Raw genomic sequence first — 19,740 nt, forward strand, 5'->3', positions numbered from 1 at the left:
TAAATAAAAACTATGAAACGATACCAATATCTTATTTTAACTGCTTTACTAACAGGAAGTCTATTGCCGTCCAATGCGCAAACGTGGACAAATCTTTTTGATGGCAAAACACTTACCGGCTGGAAACAAGCTACCGGCAAAGCAACTTATACAGTTGCAAACGGAGAAATTATAGGTACTACAGTTGCTAATTCGCCTAACTCATTCCTTGTAACAGAAAAGGAATATGGAGATTTTATACTGGAACTGGATATCAAGGTTAACAGCACAGAAACCAATTCGGGTGTGCAAACACGCAGTCATTATGATCCGAGTGGAAATAATGGCGCAGGTAAAGTTTATGGGCGACAGGTAGAAGTAGACCCATCAGACCGCAAGTGGAGCGGAGGTATTTATGATGAAGGTCGCCGTGACTGGCTTTATCCACTAGAATTGAATGCCAAAGCAAAACCTGCTTTCAAAGTTGGTGAATGGAATCATTACCGGATTGAATGCTTTGGAAACTCGATCAAAACATGGGTAAATGGCATCGCAGCAGCCTACATGGCGGATACGATTGACAGTAAAGGCTTTATTGGTTTGCAGGTACATGGTATAAGTAATGAGGGACAAGCCGGTAAAAAAATCTATTTCAAGAACATAAAAATCCAAACCGCTAATTTGAAACCCGCACCATTCCCGCAGGGCATTTATGTAGTAAATTATGTATCCAATCAGCTTACCGATTATGAAAAGAAAGATGGTTGGCGACTGCTTTTTGATGGAAAAACCAATGCGGGTTGGATAGGGGCTAACATGGCCACTTTCCCTACCAAACCAAATGGTTGGGTAATTAGGGATGGTACAATGACTATTTTAGGCTCAGCGGGTGGCGAAGCAGCTAATGTTGGGGATATTATTACCCGGGAAGAGTTCAGTGCTTTTGATCTTTCCTTTGAATTTAAAATGAGCACTGGTGCTAATAGTGGTGTTAAATACTTTGTGACCCTGAATGAAGATACCAAGGGCTCGGCGATAGGGCTGGAATATCAGGTATTGGACGATAAAGTGCATCCTGATGCCAAATTAGGTAGAAATGGCGATCGTACTTTAGCTTCGTTATACGATCTGATACCATCCAATAAACCCGAACGTTTTATCCGCCCAATAGGTGCCTGGAACACAGGGAGGATAATTGTATATCCTAATAACCATGTGGAACACTATTTGAATGGTGTTAAAGTATTAGAGTATGAACGTGGTTCAAAAGAATTTAAGGACCTGGTAGCTATCAGCAAATTTGTGGTCTGGAAAAACTTTGGGGAGGCCAAACAGGGGCATCTTTTATTGCAGGACCATGGGTTTGAGGTGAATTACAGGAGTATAAAGTTAAAGCCATTACACGATTAAAGGATTTAACAGATCATTATGATTTTTAATCATCAACAACCCTGAGAATCAATAAATCGTGTTTATATTGTGTCATCTTAACACTTAATCAATTATAACCAAATCTTACCGATCATGCCGATAGATACTGTTAACGTAAATAATAAGGCGCAAGCGAAAAACACTTATGATGCCATTGTAATAGGGTCGGGTATAAGTGGTGGATGGGCCGCTAAAGAACTCACCGAACGTGGCCTTAAAACCATTATGCTGGAGCGCGGCCGCAACTTCGAGCACATTAAGGATTATAAAACAGCTACAAATAATCCCTGGGATTTTGAACACAGAGGTGCTGTACCCCTGGAAAAGAAAAAACGCCATCCGATCCTTGCGAGGGCATGGGGGCTTAATGAAGGTAACATGAATTACTGGGCCGATGATGTTGACGCACCATATACAGAAATAAAACCTTTCAATTGGTGGCGTTCATATCAATTAGGCGGGAGGTCAATCTTGTGGGGAAGGCAGAGCTATCGCTGGAGCGATCATGATTTTGAAGCCAACCTGAAAGATGGCTGGGCAATTGACTGGCCTATCCGTTATAAAGATATTGCACCATGGTATGATCATGTTGAGAAATTTATAGGTGTAAATGGTTCACTAGAGGGCTTGGAACAATTACCGGATGGTCATTTTTTACCCGCTATGCAAATGAACTGTGTAGAAAAAGATGTATCTGATCGTATCAAGAAGCATTATAACAATACACGTCACATGATTATTGGGCGTTCGGCTAATTTAACGGCACCGATACCAGGACGTACGCAATGTCAGTTCCGTAACCGTTGCTGGGAAGGATGCCCTTTTGGCGGATACTTTAGCACGCAATCATCTACCTTGCCTGCAGCAATGGCAACAGGAAATTTAACTGTGAGACCGTTCTCTATCGTTACTAAAATACTATATGATAAGAATACTCAAAAGGCTACCGGAGTAGAGATATTAGATGCCGAAACAAATCAAACTTATGAGTATCATGCTAAAGTTGTGTTCGTAAACGCTTCGGCATTGAATAGTGCCTGGGTGTTGATGAATTCAGCCACCGATATCTGGCCTGATGGTTTAGGAAGCAGCAGTGGCGAATTGGGCCATAATATTATGGATCATCATTATAACCTTGGTGCATCCGGCAGGGTGGAAGGTTACGAGGATAAATATTATTTCGGAAGAAGGCCAAATGGAATCTACATACCCCGGTTTACCAACCTGTTTGGTGATAAACGGGATTATATGCGTGGGTTTGGATACCAGGGGGCTGCAGGTCGTGATGGATGGAGCCGCAATATAGCCGAATTGAGCATCGGTGGTAAATTTAAAGATGAACTTAGCGAACCAGGCGAATGGTCTGTAGGTATAGGGGGATTTGGTGAATTACTGCCATATCATGAAAACAAGATCACCCTTGATCATAACAGAAAAGACAAATGGGGACTACCTGTTTTGGCCATGGACGCCGAAATAAAGGACAATGAGAAAAAGATGCGTATCGATATTGTAGCCGAAGCAAAAGCCATGCTGGAAATTGCAGGAGTCAAAGATGTAAAAACGCACGATTTTGGTCACCATGTTGGCGATGGCATACACGAAATGGGAAGTGCACGTATGGGTCGCGACCCTAAAACATCGGTGCTAAATATGCATAACCAGGTTTGGGATGCCAAAAATGTGTTTGTTACTGATGGGGCAATGATGGCTTCATCAGCCTGTCAAAACCCTTCATTAACTTATATGGCAATGACGGCGCGCGCGGCAAATTTCGCTGCGGATGAATTAAAGAAAGGGAATATTTAAATTTAGTTGATTAGGTGAGTGGTTGATTAAGTTTATTCGTTACATCATCAGTCATAATAACTTAATCAACTAACTTAACTTAATCTAACTCAATCAACTTAAATAATATGAAAAACCTATCTAACTACTTTAAAGTAATAATTGTACTGGTTGTATTGGTACAATTCCCGTTCAGCCGTCTATTGGCCAAGCCTAAAGTTTTGATCTTCAGCAAAACGGCTGGATTTCATCATAATTCTATCGCTGTGGGTATACCTGCTATTATTAAATTAGGGCAGGAGAATAATTTTGATGTAGATACAACTACTAATTCAGCCAAATTTACCACGGAAAACCTAAAACAATATGCTGCTGTGATCTTCCTGAGCACTACAGGCGATGTGCTTAACGATGAACAACAAAAAGCTTTTGAACAATATATTCATTCAGGTGGTGGGTTTGTAGGCGTACACGCCGCAACGGATACGGAGTACGGCTGGCCATGGTATGGTGATTTGGTTGGTGCCTATTTCAAAAGTCACCCCAAACAACAGGAGGCAACACTGCATGTTGTTGACCGCAAGTTTATTGCGACCAAACATTTACCTGAAGAATGGAAACGTTTTGACGAATGGTACAATTATAAATACATCGCAAAAGGTTTGCATGTGCTCGTCACTATCGATGAAAAAAGCTATACCGGCGGAGAAAATGGAGACAATCATCCAATGGCTTGGTATCATGAATATGATGGTGGCAGGGCATTTTATACCGAGTTAGGGCATACAAATGAATCTTATGCTGATCCGCTTTATTTGAAACATCTGCTTGGCGGTATTCAGTACGCAATTGGTGATCACAAGTAAAAGATTTAAAATATTTTTAAAAAGTTTGTTACACTTATCTAAAATATTTTGTTTCTCGCTTTAAAATATTAATTTGCGGACTAAACACCAACTATAAATCTTTTCAAACTTAGTCCACAATGAAGAAACTTTTAGGATTGCTATGCTTAAGCTTCATCGCTTTGCATTCACTCGGCCAAAGCCACAGGGATGGCAATATTGCTATTATCCCTGAACCAGTATCGCTCACACAAAAAGAAGGGGAGTTTACCTTACCCAAAAGAGTGATTATTGAAACCAGCACCAGCCCCGAAATGAAGCAGGTGATTACCACGCTTCGTCAGCGGTTTTCGGTACCTACAGGATCAAAAGTAGTTATTTTAGGCAGTTCGCCAACCGCAACTATAAAGCTGATTTTAAATAAAAAGGCAGATGAAGCATTAGGTAAAGAGGGATACAATTTAGCTGTTACTCCTAAGGGTATATTCATAAAAGCTAACGGGCCTGTAGGTTTGTTCTATGGCGTTCAAACTTTGGTGCAATTGTTTCCTAAAGAGATTGTTAGCGAAAAGTATGAAGCTAATATAAAATGGGTATCACCATGTGTTGAAATTACCGATTATCCCCGCTTTAAATGGAGAGGGCTTATGTTTGATGTATCACGCCATTTCTTTACCAAAGCTGAAGTGGAAGAGTACATCGACAACATGGCAAAATATAAATTCAACCTGCTGCACATGCATTTGACAGATGATGAGGGCTGGCGCATTGAGATAAAAAGCCTGCCACGTTTAACTACTGTTGGCGCTTACAACGTAAAGAAGGTTGGTTATTTTGGATCATTCACGCCTCCAGGCCCTGATGAGCCGCGTGATTATGGAGGTTTTTACACACAGAACGATATAAGAGAGATAGTTAAGTATGCTAAAGACAGGTTTGTAGACATCCTTCCCGAAATAGATGTGCCCGGCCACAGTTTGGCTGCGGTTGTAGCCTATCCCGAATTGTCATGCACACCAGGTGCCGATAAATACCAGGTAAGATCAGGCGAGCATTTTATGAACTTTACTAAAGAGGGCATCAAAGCGGGTATTGATAATACACTGTGCCCCGCAAACGAAAAGGTTTATGATTTTTTGGATAAAGTGCTGACCGAAGTAGCTCAATTATTCCCATTCGGTTATATCCACATGGGTGGTGACGAATGTGCTAAAAACTTTTGGGAGCAAAGTGATGCTGTAAAGGCCCTTATGCAAAAAGAAGGATTGAAAACACAGGAAGAAGTGCAAAGCTATTTTGAGAAACGTGTTGAAAAAATTGTTGAATCAAAGGGGAAGAAATTTTTAGGCTGGGACGAGATATTGGAAGGCGGGTTGGCTCCTGATGCTATTGTTATGAGTTGGCGCGGAATGAAGGGCGGTATCCAGGCAGCGAAAATGGGTCATGAGGTAGTAATGAGTCCAACCACATTTGCTTACCTGGATTATATGAATGGTGATCCGGCAATTGAGCCACGTGTTTATTCTACTTTGCGTTTAAGTAAAGCTTATCAATTTGACCCGGCACCAGACAGTGTCGATTCTAAACTTATTATTGGCGGTCAGGCAAACTTGTGGACCGAACAGGTTTACAATGTCCGTCACCTTGAGTATATGACCTGGCCACGGGCGCTTGCCATTGCAGAAGCAGTATGGTCACCTAAATCAGTACGCGATTTTGATGACTTCTTCAGCAGGGTTGAAAAGCATTTTGACAGGTTTGATGAAGCGGAGATCAAATACGCGCCAAGTGTATATGACCCGATATTTACTGCAAAAACTTCCACAGATACTACAAAAATAGAAGTGGAACTAGCAACAGAAGTGAAGGGACTGGACATCCGCTATACCTTTGATAATTCGTTCCCCGATCAGTTTTATCCAAAATATACCGCACCGCTACTCATACCGACGGACGCGGCAATGCTACGCGTAATTACTTACAAAGGTGATAAACCGGTTGGACGCATGATAACCTTAACCGTTGATGAGTTGAAGAAACGGGCAATACGTAAGCGAAATTATCCGAATAATGATGATTAAATTCAAAAGCCCCATAGCAAGAAACGAGGCCACTGAAAAAGTGTCTCTTTAATTAGGAACATTTAAGGAGGCTGTATTATAAATAAAATCGACGCTCTGAGAATCGTCTATACGAAAACGCTCTCCACCAGGAATCCGAACAGAGCAAAGAAAAAGAGGCTGATCATGATCTATGATACAGCCTCTTTTTTATTCTTTAGACTTTTTCAGTGCCCTCGCAAGAAACTATGGGGCTTTCTTTTTAACTTTTATTTTTACTTTTTGTCTTTCGGACTGTCTCATTAAAACTGGGTCAATTGCCAGCGCAACTGGTCTATCTGGTTACCTATAAGTTGAACATTTTCGGCAGTAAGTTCGGCTTTTGAATATTCTTCCAGTTGCCAGCCGCCACTTACCTTGCGGATGTAGCCGATAAATGAATGATCGAGACTTACCCGGTAATAGTCTTTTTCTATCTGTTTTACTTTCATCAGTTTATTGCTGCTAAAAGGTATGATATGTTCATCCATCGATTATTCTATTACCAGGTTATATTTTATCAAAAGGCCGCTTAAAGCGTCAGCACTAAACTTTGCTTTTGTTATTGTATTATTTTCCGGGTCGATATTAAAATTATAAGCTGTTCGCATATCAACCCCTTTAAGTATAGTGCGGTTAAAGATTGTCCGGTTTAAATTGCATTTTTCAAATACAGCGTTTGTAAAATCAGTTTCACTAAAATCTGCTTCCTCAAAAGAACACTCATTAAATACAACTCCTTTTAGTTTCTTTTTGTGCCATACCGTGTAATCGAGCACGCATTTGGTAAAACTTACTTCGAGCGAGAAATTACTACTCTCACCAAAATTCACTCCTGTTATTTTGCAATCTTTAAAATCAACACTTTGCAACCCGGTATCTGTAATTTTCACAAGCGACAGGTTGCAGGTATCCATCACACAATTAATAAAGGTAAAATGAGATAAGTTGGCGTATGACAGATCACAGTTGATAAACTGACAACCCTCAAAAATGCGTTCATGCCCGGCAAGGTCTGCAGCTTTTATATTTTTGTAAGTTGTATTCTCGTCGAATTTTTGTTCCATTGTAGTTATCGGACTCATCCAAATAGTGTGTCGAAAATAGGAAAAGTATGCATGTTATCTCTCATCAAAAAATAATATATCCTGTCTGATTTCTTATCCTACATTAAGTGTCCGCGCTCATTTAAGCGGTAACTTTGAGTAACAAATCACAAACAAAACAATTTTAATTACTGATTTAAAACTTATAAAAATGAACGATACAATAAAAGGCATACATCATATTACTGCGATAGCCGGCAATGCAAAAAAGAACTATGATTTTTACACACGGGTACTTGGCTTACGCCTTGTAAAGAAAACCGTAAATTTTGATGATCCGCATACTTACCATTTTTACTATGGTGATAAAGTTGGTACACCGGGTACCATTCTGACTTTCTTCCCATGGGAAGGAATAACTACAGGCCGTAGGGGCGCACGCCAGGTAACAGAAATAGGATATTCGGTACCTGAAGGTAGTCTGGATTTCTGGTTAAAAAGATTTGACGACAATAATGTGATCTATAATAAACCGGCCGAAAAGTTTGGTGAACAATATCTTTCTTTTCTTGACCCTGACGGGTTGAAAATAGAATTGACTGTACCAAAAAATGCTGATAAAAGAGAGCCATGGACTACAAGCGAAGTTAGTGCGGATAATGCAACCAGGGGATTTCATCACATTACTATCACTTCAAACAAAATTGAAGCAACTGCTAAAATACTGACCGATGTATTTGGTTATAAATTATTAGAGCAGCACGTGAACCGTTATCGTTTTATAACTGACGCTGTTGATAACGCAGCTATTGTTGACCTTGTTGAGATACCAGCAGAAATTGCAGGCCATGTGGCAGGTGGATCAGTTCACCATGTGGCTTTCAGGGTAGAGAGCGAAGAAGTATTGATGCAATACCGTGAAAAAATAGTGAACCTGGGTTTACATATCACCGAGAAGATCGACCGTAATTATTTCTATTCACTATATTTCCGGGAACCCGGAGGCGTGTTGTTTGAATTAGCTACAGAAAATCCTGGTTTTGCAACCGATGAAACGGTAGAGCAATTGGGCAGCGGTTTAAAACTACCTGCACAATATGAATCCATCCGTGGTGAAATTGAAGAAAGTCTTCCAAAATTAAGTTAATAATGTACACACATAGTAAACAAATAATAACCGCAGGCACACCAATAGCACAAGCAAAAAAAGCACTTATAATGCTACATGGGAGAGGGGCATCGGCAAACAGCATTATATCGCTATCCGGTCATCTGACGTTGCCAGAGACGGCAATTATAGCACCGCAGGCTAACCAACATAGCTGGTATCCATATAGTTTTATGGCTCCTGTTGAGAATAATGAGCCTGCGTTGAGTTCGGCCCTGGCAGTAATTGATGAAGTGGTGAATGATATTGCAACACAGGGTATTGAAAAGAAGAATATTTATTTTTTAGGCTTTTCACAGGGTGCCTGTTTAACATTGGAATATGTGGCACGTCATGGCGATACTTATGGCGGCGTTATTGCACTTACAGGCGGACTTATAGGTGAGGAATTGGATATTGCAAATTATTCAGGTGATTTGGCAGGTACACCTATATTGATCTCTACCGGAGATCCTGATCCGCATGTTCCATTGAGTCGGGTTGAGGAAAGCGTCGCTCAGCTAAAAACGATGAATGCCAATGTGCTCTTAAAAGTTTATAAAGGCCGTCCGCATACTATAACTGAAGAAGAACTGGAACTGGCCGAACAGTATGTATTGAAATAAAGGGAATAATAATTTTGATTAGAATTCTATAGCGATGGTTTGAACCATCGCTATTTTTTTTTGGCTACGGTTTAAGGTTATCTTTACACCATGGAGGCAAACGATCTTATTTTAAATAACATTTCGGGCTATATCCACCTTAATGAAAAGGAAAAAGAATTCTTTGTTTCCTTATTAAGACCCATGAAACTGAAACGCAGGCAAATGTTGTTAAAAGAAGGCGAGATATGCCGTTATTCATCATTTGTTACCAGTGGTTGCCTCAGGGGATATTCTGTTGATGAGAATGGATTTGAGCATGTGCTCAATTTTGCCCCCCAGAATTGGTGGATTGCCGATATGTACAGCCTGATAACCCAAAAACCGGGTGTATTAAATATTGAAGCGCTTGAGGATACCGAAATATTAACTCTATCCAAAGTAAACCAGGAAGAATTATATGTGAAAGTGCCTGTGTTTGAACGGTTCTTTCGGATCATCATTGAAAATTCGCTGGTTACCTATCAGCAACGCATACTCGATAATCTGAGTCTTACTGCTGAGGAACGTTATAACAATTTCTGCAAACGATATCCTACACTTATTACAAGTCTGCCCTCCAAACAAATTGCTGCTTATATCGGCGTTACGCCTGAGTTTTTTAGCAAGATGAAGCATCACATGCTGATGAAAAAGACTTAGCGGGAAAAACTTTACATATCTATGGTTCTAATCTTAAAGCAGAAATTCATATTTGGCTGAAAATTTTAGAAATCTATTATGAGCACAATTACAACCAATACCGAAAAAGAGCTGTTTATAAAAATGGTTCTGTCAAACTGGGAGCTACAAATAAGCCGGATGAATAATTTACTCGGCAAACTTAGCGATGAAGAATTATCCGCACAAACCGCACCTGACCGTAACACGGGAGTTTATCTGTTAGGGCATCTGGCTGCGGTAAGCGATGGCCTATTTATTTTTCTTGGTCTTGGCGAAAAACTTAACCCTGCAACGGATGACATATTTCTTCGTAATCCCGATAATTCAGGCATTGAAAAACCTTCCATTGCTGAATTGAAGGAATATTGGAATAAAGTAAATGCATTACTCGCAGATAAGATCAGTCAAATTCAATCAGATGAATGGTTTACCCGGCATACTGCGGTATCAGAAGAAGATTTTGCAAAAGAACCGCATCGCAATAAATTGAATATTATCATCAACAGAACCAATCATCTGAGTTATCATTTAGGTCAGTTAGCTTACCTGGATAAGAAATAAATTTTAATGCTGATAATTAATTAGTTGTCAGCACGTTATTCGGGTATAAAACCTATCACAATGAAGCCACCATTACCCGTATTGTTTATTTTGGCGTGCCTAGTATGTTTTTGTGGTTGTAGCCGCACAATTCATACGCAACAAGTTTTGCAAAGTCCGCATACAAAGGATGATGTACTTAAACAATTCGGCCCTCCGGATGAGCGAAAACAAGGTGATGGGATTGAAGAATGGGTTTACACAAGGTATCCTGTTTCTGCATCAAAGAAACAGGATGCTATAAATAGCCAACGCGAAAATAGCAGTGCCGATTCGTTAAAGATTAATCCAACCGGCCCAAATAACAAGTATTTCAAATTTATTATTGATACTAACAACAATGTGGTAGGCTATAAAAATAATGGCGTTGACTTAACCAAAAAGGTAAAACAAAATCCGGCGGTGGCCACATTAAAATTTCTGGGCCAGTTGGTGATAGTTACAATTATAATCGGTTTATACCTCGGTGTTGAAGATTATATAACTTTCTGAGTAATTTATCAGCTGTTGATTGGTAAACAAATTGGTACATTGGTAGCCAATTTATTTTACATACTTAGGCTCTATAATATTCATGAAAAAAGCGTTACGCAGCTCGCTGATACTTACGGCAATAATTTCTTTCTGCGGTTGTACTCAAACCTTATATACTAAAGATGTTGCTAAAAGCTGTCAGACGAAAGACCAGCTTATGAAACAATTTGGTATCCCGGACATCAGAAGAAAAGTGGGTGCTGATGAAGAGTGGATATACAATCGTGATACACTGGCTTCTGTAAAGCAAATAAAAAGAGACACCATAAATAAAATAGCTGATTCTTTAAGGATTGGCCAAAATACCGATCAGAGCAAGTATATCAAATTTATTGTCGACACAAACAATAATGTGATAGGGTACAAAATGAATGGCATTAATACATCCAAAAAGGTAAAAATGTCTGCCGGTACTGTTATCCTAAAAATTCTGGGCAGCGAAATAGTGGTGTCACTTTTGGTTGGAGTTGCTATCGCCTTAACATCCAAAAGCTGATCTGTTTATTCTTCTTTAACATTCCGCATATAAGACAATGCACCGGATGGACATTGTTTAACCTGGTTAACAATAGTTTCAGAATCAGCCCCATCAATGTTTATCCAGGGTTTTGATGCAGTGTTAAATACAGCAGGAAGTCCTTTAACGCACCGGGCAGAATGGATGCATAAACCAGGCTGCCAAACTATCGTTATTTCACCATTATCATATTTCTTGGTAATGTCTTCCATATCAGCTAAATTACAGCATTAAATCCAATATAAACATAGCTGGCATGCCCAATTTTTTTGTCGATCCTGATATTTCTGTGGCTAAAACCCTTAATACCGATTTTTATACCAGCGCAGATGTATTTGAACAATGCAGGGAGAAGATATTTGCACCCTCATGGCAATTTATTGGAAATGAAGAATTGACAAATGATAATGGCGAAGTTTATCCTTTTACTTTATTACCGGGTTATCTTGATGAACCATTGTTGTTAACAAAGGATAAAGAAGGCGAGTTAAACGTTTTATCTAATGTTTGTACACACAGGGGCAATATAGTAGCTGAAAAAGCCTGTAAACAAGCAAATTTAAGATGCCGTTATCATGGCAGGCTATTTAATCTTGATGGAAAATTTGTTTCTATGCCAGAGTTTAAAGAGGTTAAGAATTTTCCTTCCAAAGAAGATGATCTTCCGAAACTAAGACTGTTTAAATGGAGCAAATGGCTGTTCACAGCAGTTAACACGGTATATCCGCACGATCTATATTTCAGAGACATGATAGAACGGGTAAGCTGGATGCCTTTGGATGAGTTTAAATTTCAACCTGAATTATCGAGAACGTTCCATATAAAAGCAAATTGGGCTTTATACTGTGAAAATTATTTAGAAGGCTTTCACATACCATTTGTTCACGCAGGATTAAATTCAGTAATCGATTTCGGCGAATATGCCACTGAATTGTTTTTTCCTTACTCAAGCCTGCAATTGGGGCTATCGAAGACCGATAAAGATTGTTTTGATCTTCCAGTTGATTCACCAGATCATGGAAAAAATGTGGCTGCTTATTATTTCTGGGTGTTTCCTAATATGATGTTCAATTTTTATCCCTGGGGTTTATCGGTTAATGTGGTTGAACCGGTATTAGTTGGAGAATGCCGCGTTAGGTTTTTATCCTATGTGTGGGATGAATCAAAACTCGACAAAGGTGCAGGATCGGGACTCGACAAAGTAGAGCAGGAGGACGAGGAAATAGTAGAAAATGTGCAGCGTGGCGTTCGCTCCAGATTTTATAAACATGGGCGTTATTCCGTAACCCGCGAGCAGGGTACCCATCACTTTCACAGCATTCTTTCAGGATTTATGAATAAACCCTAATGGCGCAACTACAACGTAAGCTGGGTTTATGGGCATCGGTCTCCATTGTAATAGGGGCAGTAATAGGTAGCAGTATCTTTATGAAGCCTGCCACCATGGCTGCTCAACTAAGTTCGCCTTTGTTGTTACTAATGGTTTGGATAGTAGCCGGAGTCGTTTCCTTATTTGGCGGGATGATCAACGCTGAGATTGGTTGTGTACTACCGGAATCCGGCGGGCAATACGTTTATTTCAGACATATGTATGGTAATTTCTTTGCTTACTTGTTTGGCTGGTCGTGCTTTGTAGTAATAAATACTGCATCTATTTCTGGTGTGGCATTCGTATTTGCCGACTATTTAGGGTATTTTTTTAAGTTACCGCATTTTTCGCCAGTGGTTGAACATTCTATTTCAGTGGTAATTCCATTTATCGGGAAGTTTTATTTATTAGCGGATATAGGTGTAAAATTTGTTGCTGTTTTACTGATCATTGCTTTTACATGGATCAATGTACAGAGTTTAAAAGCAGCTGGTGTTGTACAAGTATTTTTTTCAGTATTGAAGGTGGCTGCTCTACTTTTTCTGATTGGAGCTATCTTTTTTTCCGGCAAAGGCAATGTGCTCAATTTAACCCAGGACTCTCCTATATTTGATCATTCCTTATGGAAAATTCTGCCGGCTTTTATTGCAGCAACAACTGGTGCCCTGGCCGCTTATGATGGTTGGAACAACCTTGGATTTGTATCAGGTGAGATCAAAGATCCCCAGAAAAATATCCCACGCGGACTGATCATTGGATTAACCACCTGCATCTTCATCTATGCACTTACAAATGAAGCTTATTTGTATATGCTGCCTATAGATACCATTAAACATTCCTCATTGGTAGCGTCAGATGCTTTATATAAAATAATGGGTGTGGCAGGTGGTGGTTTTGTGGCATTATTGGTATTATTATCAACTGCAGATGCTACCAACGGCAACATACTCCCATCATCCAGGGTGATTTATGCGATGGGTGAAGAACAGAACTTTTTCTCGTTTACGGGTAAGGTAAGCTCAAAATACCACACACCTATAAATGCATTGTTATTACAGGGCATTTGGGCTATAATATTGGTATTTATTGGCTCGTTTGATATGTTGATGGATATGTTTGTTTTCATATCCTGGATATTTTACGGTTTCGCGGCCTATGGGATTTTCATTCTTCGTAAAAATATGCCAACGGTATACCGCCCTTATAAATTAAAAGGGTATCCATATTTGCCTATTATTTTTATCTTTTTCTCAATGCTGTATGTGGGTATTACTTTATACAACGATATAAATGGATACCTTGCCGGCAAAAGCCCGATCATTAATTCAGTATTTGGGTTAGTGCTGGTTGCAATAGGTATACCGTTATACTGGCTATTTAAAAGGAAAGAAGCTGAACAATAATTTATACCATAATTTACTTTAATTTTGAAATATGAAAGTAAATGTGTTGGCGTTTGGTATAGCAAAGGATATTTTTGGTGGGTCATCTGTGGATGTTGAATTGCCGGAATATGGCACTACTCTTAACTTGAAACAATCATTAGAAGATAAATACCCACGCCTAAAACACCTGGTATCGTACATGGTAGCTATCAATAATGAATACGCTTCTGATGAAGGCATACTGACCGAACGTGACGAGATAGCGATTATCCCACCAGTAAGCGGGGGGTGACCGCTTAAATTTTTTATGATTTTAAGATTTCGTTGATTGAACACTCAAATAGAAATATTAGCTCAGCCTTTAAATATTCAATCTTGTATTGATTGGGTAATGTCGCCGCAATCAGGTGGGATAGATGTATTTATCGGAACGGTACGTGATGCAACTAAAGGAAAACCTGTAGTACGTTTGGAATTTGAGGCTTATGAACCCATGGCGCTCAAAGAAATGCACAAAATTGCAGAACAGGCATTCGAAAAATGGCCGGTGCAGAAACTATTGATCCATCATCGTACAGGGGTATTAGAAGTAGGAGAGGTCCCGGTAATTATTGCGGTATCCTGTGCGCATCGTGATGCTGCTTTTGAAGCTTGCAGGTATATAATAGATACGTTAAAGCAAACTGTACCTATCTGGAAAAAGGAGATATTTGAAAATGGAGAAGTTTGGGTAGCAGCTCATCCGTGACCGCTGATTTTTTTGATTAGGTGATTGCGTTGATTAAGATTATTGATCCCAAGCTATTAGTCCACCATCAAGAGAGAAAACATTTGCATCCGGGTACGTTTGTTTGATCACTTTAACTGCATCTGCACTTCTTTTGCCTGTAGCGCAATACAAAACTTTTGTCCCGTTACCTGAAAAATAATCTAAATGATCCTCCAGTTCGATCAAAGGGATATATGTTCCGCCGATATCAAATTCGTCTCTTTCACGCTCCGTTCTTACATCGATCAATTCAAATAAATTTTCCTTTATACCCTTTTTTAGCTCAGCTACGCTGATTGTAGGTGTATTTATGGTCTCCTTTAACCTGGATATCTTAATTTTTGTAACACTGCCTATTTTTATGATCCTGCTTTGTAAAGTTTGGGCATCAAGTATTAATATTTTACCTGATAATAACTCACCCGTTTGGGTGATGTATTTTATCGCTTCATTGGCCTGCATACAGCCAATTATACCCGCAAGTGTAGGAATAACTCCGCCTTCGGCGCAGTTGGGTATTTGCGTTGCGTCTACTTCAGGGAACAGGTCACGATAGTTAGGGGAGAAAGCACCATCTGTATTCCTTACATTCCAGACTGCAACTTGCCCCTCGAACTGGTAAATAGCGCCATAGACCAATGGTTTTCCTAAAAGTACTGCAGCATCATTCAATAAGTAGCGGGTTTCAAAATTATCGGTGCCATCTAATACTAAATCATACTGCTGCAGAATGTCTATTACATTGTCAGATGTGATCTTAATATCATACGGCACCAGTTTTATGTCCGGGTTTTGCTTATGAAGACGTTCACAAGCTATGGCTACTTTCTTTAAACCGGCATCCGCTGGGGTATATAACACCTGTCTGTGTAAATTACTGATTGATATGGTATCAAAATCAGCAATTCCCAAAGTTCCGACACCCGCAGCCGCCATGTATTGTGCTGCCGGGCAACCCAATCCGCCTGCACCTACTATAAGCACTTTTGATTGCTGTAACAGCTTTTGGGTGGATTCGCTGAATCCAGGCAAGGCGATCTGGCAGCTATACCGTGTAAAATCCGCAGACATCAGGCGTTAGCGATCTTTTGATGAATAGTTCTTTTGGCCTTTTCAAGTTCTTCGGGCGTATTCACATTAGTTAATGCATCCGGATTGGAAATCTGCAGTAGATTTACATCACTATTAATCAACACTTTTCGTGGACATGAATAACCCTGAGCTAAAAATGCCAGTAATACCGGATAGCTTTTAGGCTCCCATATAGTGATCAATGGTTCAGGAAATTCATTATCAGGACTATTAAACGCCGTAGCTATTGATGAAACATTCCGCTGACTAACAAGCGATTTAAATGTGTCCGTTTCCAGTAAAGGCAGATCACAAGCTACTACCAGCCATGCCTTATCCGGTTGTTCTCTAAAAGCTGAAAGAATTGCGCCAAAAGGGCCAAGGCCGGTAAAAGTATCTTCCAATACATTGTAATTGATATCGATCTGCGGCTTTTGCTCTGCACGGCAGGATATAAATATCTCCTGGCAAAATGGCTTTAACATATCCGCTACGTGGTAGCGTTGCTCTTTGCCAAACCAACTTACCGCACCCTTATCAAATCCCATTCTCATGCTTTTCCCTCCGGCCAGTACCAATCCATTTAAAATGGGTTTCGCTTGTTGCATTTTGGCTTCAAAAAAGGCGATGATCTTATGGGTTTCGTCCAACTGGTAAATCGGAATATTTTGCCAGTTTGGTAGACCTTCTTTTATAAAATCAAAAACATCATCCACATTTTCGGCTAACAGGATCAGTTCAACATTCGTTAATTGCTTAAGTCTCTTTTGTAATGATGCTTCCTTGTTGCTATAAATGATCACCACCTGAGCTTTTGCCTGTTGATGGTTGCCGTTTACCAATACCAGGTCAGCTTCGCTAAATTGCTGCCTTAGCTTAAATGGGGTTGGAGCATTATTATAATTAAATTGCTGATAATTGATCTGGTCGGTATAATCCAAAACTGCCCCACTGGCAAGTCGACCTGGCGCCAATATGATCTCGTCATTATGCGAAGTATCGGCATAAGCACATTTATAGGTAGCAGATAAAGCACCAATAACTTTGTCGGCTAAAGCTTTTATATACATACAGGGTGCGCCGACAATTGCCCATTCATTACGGCCATAGTTGCCTAACGCGGGCCTCACCAGGTCGGTGTGCTTTTTATGCTCTTTTGAAGTCACGTTTACCTCCCGTTTTTTCTATCAGTTTTGTCTCTTTGATAACGATATCATGGCTCAAAGCTTTGCACATATCATAAACTGTTAATGCTGCTATAGATGCACCTACCAAAGCCTCCATTTCAACACCGGTTTTGGCTGTGATACTTGCCGTGCAGTCGATCACAACTTCTTGATTATCATTTAACAGAATATTTATCTGACAATTGTCTAAACCTAATGGATGACAAAGTGGTATCAGGTCCCCTGTTTTTTTAGCAGCCATTATCCCGGCAATAATCGCTATTTGAAATACTGAACCCTTTTTGGTTTGAATATCGCCATTACTCAATTGCTCTAACACTTCGGATGGTAAGGATACAATACTTCGGGCAGTTGCCGTACGTTGCGAAACTTGCTTTTCGCTAACGTCAACCATGGTGGCCTGGTCTTGTTCATTCAGATGAGAAAAAGTCATATCATAAATTGTTTAAACGGCCATATCCTGAACACTTCACCTTTTTTAAATTCCTCTCTTTGCATGGGTAGTTCAATAAAGGCATCCGTATCTGCTAAGTTAGCAAAATCGCCTGAACCATTTCCTTCAATTGGGTTGGCTAATATTTGTCCTTGTTCACTAAAACTTAATTTTATCTGTAAAAAGTATTGCAGATCGGGTTTAAAAATAAAATCCTGCTCTAAAACAGCATAAACGGATGGCTTTTGACGAAAGCCTTGTGTTGCATTTAACCAGGGCAAAAAATACCTGTGCAGGCACATAAATGTAGCAACTGGGTTGCCGGGAAAAGCAAAAACTAAAGCTTCGTTTTCATGTTTTCCAAACCAAAACGGCTTACCGGGGCGTTGACTTACTTTATGGAATATGGCCTTTACACCCGTTTCCTCTAGTGCTTTGGGTATATAATCAAATTTTCCCATGCTGATACCACCGGTCATTAAAATGACATCGTAATTCTTAATGCAATCACTTATTTTCTGTTTGGTGATGATTGGATCATCAGGAATATGTAGTAAATCAGCCTTTAATTTATATTGGGATAGTACCGCCTTAATAGTATGGCTATTGGATTTCCTGATTTGGGTAGGCGAGGGCTCCTGGTCAACATCTACTAATTCGTCGCCCGAGGAAATAATAACCACACGGGGTAATTTTTTTACTAATAACTCAGCTTTACCGACTGATGCAGCTAAACTAATAATTGCGGGAGTAATAAGCTGGGCTTTCATTGCCATAACTTCACCCTTATGTTTATCCGCCCCTTTTAAATGCAGATTTTGTCCTTTATTTATGCCGGATATAAGGAGTATAGCTACACTATCGTTAATATCAATATCCTCATAACGGATAATTGTATCTACTGATCCAGGCAAGGCTGCGCCTGTCATAATTTCTATACATTCATCGGGATTATCAATGTCAATAGGCTGATCACCTGCGGCTTGTGTAGCCTTGATTTTGAAAGATCGAATTCCTTTTTCCAAAGCAGAATAACTTACCGCAATACCATCCATTGTAACGCGGTTAAATGGTGGTAAATCCCGATCGGCAATAATATCTTCGGCCAGTACGCGACCTAAAGCTAATTCAAAAGCTATGTATTCGGTACCGAAGTTCCGTAATTGTAACTTTATCAATTTTTCGGCTTGTTCAACCGTTATCATATCTGTTTATTTTGGTCATCCGCCAATCGTTGCCATTGATTCATGTGCCGGATGATTCACATTACGATTATGCTCTGCTTCCCATCCGTCTTTCGGTCTGTGAGTAAAGGCATCAATCAGTTTAACCTGCAAGTCCTCATTGCTTATACCCTTACGCATTAAATCCTTAATATTTAATACTCCTGCATCATACAAACAGGTTTTTAATTCTCCTTCTGGCGTTACGCGGATGCGGTTACATGTTCCACAAAAAGTGCGCGAATAGGCTGCTATAATACCTACACTTCCCTTATGACCGGGTATTTGGTAGTTATAGGAAGTAGAGTAAGCTCCATCGGTCAGCTTCTGCATATTTGGAAATTCATGTTTGATCTCATCCAAAATGCGAACATAATCCCACTTTAATCCATCGTAAATATGTCCATCGCCATTAAAAGGCATCTCTTCTATAAACCTTACACTTACAGGCAATTCTTTGGTTAATTGAACCAATGGAACAATATCTTGTGTATTTTTCCCATCCATTACCACTGCGTTGATCTTTACTTCAACATCGTATTTTAGCAATTGCTCCAAAGTTTCCATCACTTTGTGAAATTCATCCCGTTTAGTTATCGAGAAAAAACGATTAGCATCCAACGTATCCAGGCTCAAATTAACCGAATGAACGCCCAACTTTTTTAGCTCGGGTACTAATGGAGCAGTCAGTACGCCGTTGGTAGTTATAGTCAGTTCATTTAATCCTTTCAATTTTGATAAAGAAGAAAGCAATTGCATGATATCCTTGCGTACAAATGGTTCGCCGCCTGTAATGCGTATTTTATCTATACCCATTTTAACCAGCAAGGTACAGGTCTGAAGCATTTCCTCGTAAGTCATTAACTCAGCACGCGAAAGCCAGTTTAGGCCTTCCTCGGGCATACAATAGAAGCAACGCAAGTTACAACGATCGGTTACTGCGAGACGTAAATAATTGATCTTTCTGCCGTGGTTGTCTGTTAACAATG

Annotated in this window: 22 protein-coding genes; 14 read left to right on the top strand and 8 right to left on the bottom strand. The window is 39.8% G+C overall.

Annotated elements, in window-relative coordinates; all coding sequences use genetic code 11:
- Positions 1-12 precede the first annotated feature (12 nt).
- The 4 genes from ACPPVU_RS14805 (at position 13) to ACPPVU_RS14820 (ending at position 6,124) form a co-directional block, all read left to right on the top strand.
- A complete protein-coding gene (locus ACPPVU_RS14805) occupies positions 13-1,389 on the top strand; it encodes a 3-keto-disaccharide hydrolase (RefSeq protein ID WP_426667292.1) in 1,377 nt (458 codons plus the stop codon).
- Positions 1,390-1,503: 114 nt separating this feature from the next.
- Positions 1,504-3,219, top strand: coding sequence for a GMC oxidoreductase (locus ACPPVU_RS14810; RefSeq protein WP_426667293.1), 1,716 nt, complete (start codon positions 1,504-1,506; stop codon positions 3,217-3,219).
- 107 nt (positions 3,220-3,326) lie between these two features.
- On the top strand, positions 3,327-4,064 hold the full coding sequence (locus tag ACPPVU_RS14815; protein WP_426667294.1) for a ThuA domain-containing protein: 738 nt from the start codon (positions 3,327-3,329) through the stop codon (positions 4,062-4,064).
- A gap of 119 nt (positions 4,065-4,183) precedes the next feature.
- On the top strand, positions 4,184-6,124 hold the full coding sequence (locus tag ACPPVU_RS14820; protein ID WP_426667295.1) for a beta-N-acetylhexosaminidase: 1,941 nt from the start codon (positions 4,184-4,186) through the stop codon (positions 6,122-6,124).
- A 281-nt stretch (positions 6,125-6,405) separates the two neighbouring features.
- Here ACPPVU_RS14820 and ACPPVU_RS14825 read toward each other — a convergent pair whose 3' ends face one another.
- The gene (locus tag ACPPVU_RS14825; RefSeq protein WP_426667296.1) at positions 6,406-6,633 is read right to left on the bottom strand and encodes a hypothetical protein; all 228 of its coding nucleotides are present in this window, start codon (positions 6,631-6,633) and stop codon (positions 6,406-6,408) included.
- A gap of 3 nt (positions 6,634-6,636) precedes the next feature.
- Positions 6,637-7,209: a pentapeptide repeat-containing protein gene (locus tag ACPPVU_RS14830; RefSeq protein WP_426667297.1), complete on the bottom strand. Its 573-nt coding sequence runs from the start codon at positions 7,207-7,209 to the stop codon at positions 6,637-6,639.
- A gap of 190 nt (positions 7,210-7,399) precedes the next feature.
- On the opposite strand from ACPPVU_RS14830, the gene ACPPVU_RS14835 reads away from it, so the two are divergent.
- The 6 genes from ACPPVU_RS14835 (at position 7,400) to ACPPVU_RS14860 (ending at position 11,293) form a co-directional block, all read left to right on the top strand.
- Entirely contained in the window at positions 7,400-8,335 is a 936-nt protein-coding gene (locus tag ACPPVU_RS14835; RefSeq protein ID WP_426667298.1) for a ring-cleaving dioxygenase, read from the top strand.
- Between the two features lie 2 nt (positions 8,336-8,337).
- Complete coding sequence (locus ACPPVU_RS14840) at positions 8,338-8,961, top strand: alpha/beta hydrolase (protein WP_426667299.1); 624 nt, start codon at positions 8,338-8,340, stop codon at positions 8,959-8,961.
- A gap of 90 nt (positions 8,962-9,051) precedes the next feature.
- Positions 9,052-9,642, top strand: a complete 591-nt coding sequence (locus ACPPVU_RS14845) for a Crp/Fnr family transcriptional regulator (RefSeq protein ID WP_426667300.1) — start codon at positions 9,052-9,054, stop codon at positions 9,640-9,642.
- 78 nt (positions 9,643-9,720) lie between these two features.
- Positions 9,721-10,224 (top strand): DinB family protein, encoded by a 504-nt coding sequence (locus ACPPVU_RS14850; RefSeq protein ID WP_426667301.1) that lies wholly within the window; start codon positions 9,721-9,723, stop codon positions 10,222-10,224.
- A 60-nt stretch (positions 10,225-10,284) separates the two neighbouring features.
- On the top strand, positions 10,285-10,755 hold the full coding sequence (locus ACPPVU_RS14855) for a hypothetical protein (protein WP_426667302.1): 471 nt from the start codon (positions 10,285-10,287) through the stop codon (positions 10,753-10,755).
- A gap of 82 nt (positions 10,756-10,837) precedes the next feature.
- On the top strand, positions 10,838-11,293 hold the full coding sequence (locus tag ACPPVU_RS14860) for a hypothetical protein (protein WP_426667303.1): 456 nt from the start codon (positions 10,838-10,840) through the stop codon (positions 11,291-11,293).
- Between the two features lie 5 nt (positions 11,294-11,298).
- Here the strand turns inward: ACPPVU_RS14860 and ACPPVU_RS14865 are convergent, their stop codons facing one another.
- Positions 11,299-11,526 carry a (4Fe-4S)-binding protein gene (locus tag ACPPVU_RS14865; RefSeq protein ID WP_426667304.1) on the bottom strand — a complete coding sequence of 76 codons (228 nt, stop codon included), beginning with the start codon at positions 11,524-11,526 and terminating at the stop codon, positions 11,299-11,301.
- Between the two features lie 44 nt (positions 11,527-11,570).
- Between ACPPVU_RS14865 and ACPPVU_RS14870 the strand changes: the two genes are divergently transcribed.
- Genes ACPPVU_RS14870 through ACPPVU_RS14885 form a run of 4 tightly spaced genes read left to right on the top strand, consistent with a single transcriptional unit; the run spans position 11,571 to position 14,816 of the window.
- Positions 11,571-12,662: an aromatic ring-hydroxylating oxygenase subunit alpha gene (locus ACPPVU_RS14870; protein ID WP_426667305.1), complete on the top strand. Its 1,092-nt coding sequence runs from the start codon at positions 11,571-11,573 to the stop codon at positions 12,660-12,662.
- Entirely contained in the window at positions 12,662-14,086 is a 1,425-nt protein-coding gene (locus ACPPVU_RS14875; protein WP_426667306.1) for an APC family permease, read from the top strand. The genes ACPPVU_RS14870 and ACPPVU_RS14875 overlap by 1 nt, the downstream gene beginning before the upstream one ends.
- Before the next feature lie 31 nt (positions 14,087-14,117).
- Positions 14,118-14,360 carry a MoaD/ThiS family protein gene (locus ACPPVU_RS14880; RefSeq protein WP_426667307.1) on the top strand — a complete coding sequence of 81 codons (243 nt, stop codon included), beginning with the start codon at positions 14,118-14,120 and terminating at the stop codon, positions 14,358-14,360.
- A gap of 36 nt (positions 14,361-14,396) precedes the next feature.
- Positions 14,397-14,816: a molybdenum cofactor biosynthesis protein MoaE gene (locus tag ACPPVU_RS14885; RefSeq protein ID WP_426667308.1), complete on the top strand. Its 420-nt coding sequence runs from the start codon at positions 14,397-14,399 to the stop codon at positions 14,814-14,816.
- A gap of 39 nt (positions 14,817-14,855) precedes the next feature.
- Here the strand turns inward: ACPPVU_RS14885 and ACPPVU_RS14890 are convergent, their stop codons facing one another.
- From ACPPVU_RS14890 to moaA, 5 genes are read right to left on the bottom strand one after another with little or no spacing between them, the layout of a single operon-like run.
- Positions 14,856-15,908, bottom strand: a complete 1,053-nt coding sequence (locus ACPPVU_RS14890; RefSeq protein ID WP_426667309.1) for a ThiF family adenylyltransferase — start codon at positions 15,906-15,908, stop codon at positions 14,856-14,858.
- Complete coding sequence (locus ACPPVU_RS14895; protein ID WP_426667310.1) at positions 15,908-17,074, bottom strand: NTP transferase domain-containing protein; 1,167 nt, start codon at positions 17,072-17,074, stop codon at positions 15,908-15,910. The genes ACPPVU_RS14890 and ACPPVU_RS14895 overlap by 1 nt, the downstream gene beginning before the upstream one ends.
- A complete protein-coding gene (moaC, locus tag ACPPVU_RS14900; protein WP_426667311.1) occupies positions 17,055-17,528 on the bottom strand; it encodes a cyclic pyranopterin monophosphate synthase MoaC in 474 nt (157 codons plus the stop codon). Before moaC ends, ACPPVU_RS14895 begins: the two co-directional genes overlap by 20 nt.
- Positions 17,525-18,733, bottom strand: a complete 1,209-nt coding sequence (locus ACPPVU_RS14905) for a molybdopterin molybdotransferase MoeA (RefSeq protein ID WP_426667312.1) — start codon at positions 18,731-18,733, stop codon at positions 17,525-17,527. Before ACPPVU_RS14905 ends, moaC begins: the two co-directional genes overlap by 4 nt.
- Positions 18,734-18,748: 15 nt before the next feature.
- Positions 18,749-19,738: a GTP 3',8-cyclase MoaA gene (gene moaA, locus ACPPVU_RS14910; protein WP_426667313.1), complete on the bottom strand. Its 990-nt coding sequence runs from the start codon at positions 19,736-19,738 to the stop codon at positions 18,749-18,751.
- Positions 19,739-19,740: the final 2 nt, after the last annotated feature.

The organism is Mucilaginibacter sp. McL0603 (assembly GCF_049992945.1).
GTDB lineage: Bacteria > Bacteroidota > Bacteroidia > Sphingobacteriales > Sphingobacteriaceae > Mucilaginibacter.

What these genes read in the sequence shown, in the direction of transcription:
- ACPPVU_RS14805 (WP_426667292.1), top strand. Translation starts at nt 13, where the DNA reads ATGAAACGATACCAATATCTTATTTTAACTGCTTTACTAACAGGAAGT.
- ACPPVU_RS14810 (WP_426667293.1), top strand. Translation starts at nt 1,504, where the DNA reads ATGCCGATAGATACTGTTAACGTAAATAATAAGGCGCAAGCGAAAAAC.
- ACPPVU_RS14815 (WP_426667294.1), top strand. Translation starts at nt 3,327, where the DNA reads ATGAAAAACCTATCTAACTACTTTAAAGTAATAATTGTACTGGTTGTA.
- ACPPVU_RS14820 (WP_426667295.1), top strand. Translation starts at nt 4,184, where the DNA reads ATGAAGAAACTTTTAGGATTGCTATGCTTAAGCTTCATCGCTTTGCAT.
- ACPPVU_RS14825 (WP_426667296.1), bottom strand. Translation starts at nt 6,633, where the DNA reads ATGGATGAACATATCATACCTTTTAGCAGCAATAAACTGATGAAAGTA.
- ACPPVU_RS14830 (WP_426667297.1), bottom strand. Translation starts at nt 7,209, where the DNA reads ATGGAACAAAAATTCGACGAGAATACAACTTACAAAAATATAAAAGCT.
- ACPPVU_RS14835 (WP_426667298.1), top strand. Translation starts at nt 7,400, where the DNA reads ATGAACGATACAATAAAAGGCATACATCATATTACTGCGATAGCCGGC.
- ACPPVU_RS14840 (WP_426667299.1), top strand. Translation starts at nt 8,338, where the DNA reads ATGTACACACATAGTAAACAAATAATAACCGCAGGCACACCAATAGCA.
- ACPPVU_RS14845 (WP_426667300.1), top strand. Translation starts at nt 9,052, where the DNA reads ATGGAGGCAAACGATCTTATTTTAAATAACATTTCGGGCTATATCCAC.
- ACPPVU_RS14850 (WP_426667301.1), top strand. Translation starts at nt 9,721, where the DNA reads ATGAGCACAATTACAACCAATACCGAAAAAGAGCTGTTTATAAAAATG.
- ACPPVU_RS14855 (WP_426667302.1), top strand. Translation starts at nt 10,285, where the DNA reads ATGAAGCCACCATTACCCGTATTGTTTATTTTGGCGTGCCTAGTATGT.
- ACPPVU_RS14860 (WP_426667303.1), top strand. Translation starts at nt 10,838, where the DNA reads ATGAAAAAAGCGTTACGCAGCTCGCTGATACTTACGGCAATAATTTCT.
- ACPPVU_RS14865 (WP_426667304.1), bottom strand. Translation starts at nt 11,526, where the DNA reads ATGGAAGACATTACCAAGAAATATGATAATGGTGAAATAACGATAGTT.
- ACPPVU_RS14870 (WP_426667305.1), top strand. Translation starts at nt 11,571, where the DNA reads ATGCCCAATTTTTTTGTCGATCCTGATATTTCTGTGGCTAAAACCCTT.
- ACPPVU_RS14875 (WP_426667306.1), top strand. Translation starts at nt 12,662, where the DNA reads ATGGCGCAACTACAACGTAAGCTGGGTTTATGGGCATCGGTCTCCATT.
- ACPPVU_RS14880 (WP_426667307.1), top strand. Translation starts at nt 14,118, where the DNA reads ATGAAAGTAAATGTGTTGGCGTTTGGTATAGCAAAGGATATTTTTGGT.
- ACPPVU_RS14890 (WP_426667309.1), bottom strand. Translation starts at nt 15,908, where the DNA reads ATGTCTGCGGATTTTACACGGTATAGCTGCCAGATCGCCTTGCCTGGA.
- moaC (WP_426667311.1), bottom strand. Translation starts at nt 17,528, where the DNA reads ATGACTTTTTCTCATCTGAATGAACAAGACCAGGCCACCATGGTTGAC.
- ACPPVU_RS14905 (WP_426667312.1), bottom strand. Translation starts at nt 18,733, where the DNA reads ATGATAACGGTTGAACAAGCCGAAAAATTGATAAAGTTACAATTACGG.